Here is a 3,035-nt window from a genome sequence, read left to right as displayed (position 1 = left end):
GGCGCAATTGCCCTTGCAGGAAAACGGTCGCGATTGGGGCCGTTTGGCCTGCAAATGGAGTGGACTGAGGGCGGTCGAAACCCAAACCATCGCTGTGTGGGGCAAGACCCAGTGGTTGCGCTGCCTCGTGATGATGGTGGTGCGCCCCGTCCAGGCTGTGATCGTCCAAATGCAAAGATGGATCGCTCTGGTGGTCGTGTGGGTGGGCTGCGTGTTGCGTTGCAGCTTGGGCATGCACCCAGGCGTTGGCGATGTCGGTGCTCAGCTGCGCTTGACCCAGCGGCGTGAGCCACAGCAGAGACTGCCACAGCAAGGCAAACATCAAAAGGGTGGCGCGGGTGCTTGGGGACATGGCAAAGCATTCTAAGTGGGCAAGTCATGGACTTGCTTTGGTCAGGTGGCTTGTCAATCCAACAACGGATGACAGGCGTTCTGGCTCGCTGGTGGCTGGCCGTGAATTTGGTGAAAGCGTTCGGAGCGCCAGCACAAGCAGCAGCTGATGCGTTGCAAAATGGTCCTCCATTACAAAAGCCGGTCACGGCGTCAGGGGAGCCCATGAACACACCGAGCAGCTTGCAGACGCAGAATTTGTCATTGATGACGTCCACCCGCGACTTCGCCGAGCAGCACATGCACACCATCCTGGCCCGCCTGGCCGGGCCGGGTGCGGTGCCGCGCCCCGATCAGGTGGACGCGGTGCACGCGGTGTTGCAACCCGCCTCGCGCGTGCTGGTGGTGCAGGCCACGGGCTGGGGCAAGTCGGCGGTGTATTGGGCGGCCACGCACGCGATCCGCAGCACGGGCGCAGGCCCCACCCTGGTGGTCTCGCCCTTGCTGGCGCTGATGCGCGACCAGGTGAGCGCGGCCGAGCGGGCTGGGCTCAAGGCGGCCACCGTCAACTCCACCAACATCGATGACTGGGACGAGGTGTTCCAGCGGCTGGACGAGGACGCCATCGATGTGCTGCTGGTCTCGCCCGAACGCTTGGGCAACCCGCGATTTGCGGCACGGCTGGGCGCTTTGCTGGCCCGGGTGGGCTTGATCGTGATCGACGAGGCGCATTGCATCAGCGACTGGGGTTTTGATTTCAGGCCCGATTACCAGCGGCTGGCAAGAGCGCTGTTGTCCACGCCCACGGCCAGCGTGCTGGCCACCACAGCCACGGCCAACGAGCGGGTGACGCTGGACATTGGCAAGCAGTTGGGCGCGGGCACGGTGACCTTTCGCGGCACGCTGGCGCGCACCTCGCTCACGCTGTCGGTGGTGCCGGGCTTGTCGCCCTTGCAGCGCTATGCCTGGATTGCCGATGCGCTGGAGCAATTGCCCTGCTCGGGCATTGTGTACGTGCTCACCGTGGCCGAGGCCGAGCGGCTGACGGCTTTTTTGCGCAGCTGCGGCCACGCGGTGGACGCTTACAGCGGCCAGACCGATGCCGACACGCGGCTCAAAGTGGAAGACCGGTTGCGCCACAACCAGGTGAAGGCGGTGGTGGCCACGTCGGCGCTGGGCATGGGTTACGACAAGCCGGATTTGGGCTTTTGTGTGCATGTGGGTTCGCCCTCGACACCGGTGGCCTATTACCAGCAGGTGGGGCGGGCGGGCAGGGCAGTGGCGCATGCCGAAGGGGTGCTGCTGCCTTCAGACGCGGACGAGCGTATTTGGGATTACTTTGCCACGGCGTCGATTCCGGACCCACAAACCGCGGCCAAGGTGTTGCAAAGCCTGGGTGGTGATGCGCGAAGCCTGATCGAGATAGAAGCCGACACGGGTGTGCGCAGGGGGCGGCTGGAGGCGTTGCTCAAAATTTTGGCGGTCGAGGGCGTGGTGGACAAAGACGGCACGGCTTGGCGCGCCACGGGCGTGCCCTATGTGCACGACACGGCCAAATGGACGGCGCTGGCTCAGGTGCGCCAGCAAGAGGCGGGCATCATGCGGCAATACGCCCATGGCGCGGGCTGCCTGATGGCGTATTTGCAGACCGCGCTGGACGACCCATCGCCTGCGCCGTGCGGGCGCTGCTCGGTGTGTACCGGGCATTTGCCGTTTCCAGGCCTAACACCCTCACAAGACAAATTGATCGCAGCACGCAACTTCTTGCGCGGCATGGACGTGGACATCGAGCCGCGCAAGCGCTGGCCCGCTGGGGTCGGGCGCAAAGGCACGATTCGCGGCTTTGATGTGGGCCGCGCTGTGGCCTTTGCCGATGACCCGGGCTGGGTGTCTGAACTGCAGGCCTTGCGCTTGGCCCCTGGTGATGTGCCGCCCGATTTGCTGGCCGGGGCCCTGGCCACGCTGGGCCGCTGGGCCAAGACCTGGCCTGCGCGCCCGGTGTGCGTGGTGCCGCTGCCCGCGCCCGACATGTCTGCCAACCGCGTGCTGGCCGAGCACATTGCGCGCAAGGGGCGCTTGCCGCTGCACGATGTGTTCAGCTGGCACGGCGGACCAGCGCCTGACGACAGCGCCTCGACCCCGGTGGTGGTGCATCTGGAATCGGCCATCCGCATGGCTGCTGATGCGGCCTTGCCCCCCGGACCTGTGTTGCTGGTCGCCAGCACGGTGCGCACCCGCTGGACGGCCACCGTGGCCGCAGCGCTTTTGCGGGAAAATGAGGCCTCGCAAGTGCTTGTGCTGGCTTTGCATTTGCAGCCCTGAGCGCACAGTTTCCCTTAGAAAGCCACGATGAGCGACGACACAGCAGACACCCCCTTGGTCCAAGAACCCCGCCTTTGGCAAGACGAAAACTGGACCGCCCAGGTCATCAAAAACGAAGACGACGATGGTTGGGCGGTGGCCATGTTCAAGGCCGGAGCTTCCGAGCCTGCGCTGGTCGGCCCCTGGACCATGGGCCGCGACAAGAAGAACCCCAAGCCGCTGGACTCGAACGCCTTCAACACGCTGGTGAAGACGGCCTCCGAGGTGATCCGCCGCCACGAACAGCAGCTGCACGCCCAGCTCAACAAGACGCTCTATGTCGCACGCGACGGCGCCTGGCTGAAGCTCACGCTGGAGATCGTGCCCGCCGAGGACGATCCCTA

At 65.1% G+C, this 3,035-nt stretch carries 3 protein-coding genes; 2 read left to right on the top strand and 1 reads right to left on the bottom strand.

Going from position 1 to position 3,035, the window contains the following annotated elements:
* Nucleotides 1-352: hypothetical protein (locus Q0341_RS01580; RefSeq protein ID WP_299510089.1), on the bottom strand; the 352-nt coding region annotated here is incomplete at its 3' end.
* A gap of 203 nt (nt 353-555) precedes the next feature.
* Here Q0341_RS01580 and Q0341_RS01575 point away from each other — a divergent pair.
* Entirely contained in the window at nt 556-2,652 is a 2,097-nt protein-coding gene (locus tag Q0341_RS01575) for a DEAD/DEAH box helicase (RefSeq protein ID WP_299510088.1), read from the top strand.
* 27 nt (nt 2,653-2,679) lie between these two features.
* A partial coding sequence (locus Q0341_RS01570) for a hypothetical protein (RefSeq protein WP_299510087.1) occupies nt 2,680-3,035 on the top strand: 356 nt, incomplete at its 3' end.

Origin of the sequence: uncultured Limnohabitans sp., from assembly GCF_937889215.1 — a bacterium.
Classification (GTDB): Bacteria; Pseudomonadota; Gammaproteobacteria; order Burkholderiales; family Burkholderiaceae_C; genus Limnohabitans_A.
Note: the sequence above shows the minus strand (reverse complement) of the source record. Positions and strands in the feature narration are given on the sequence as shown.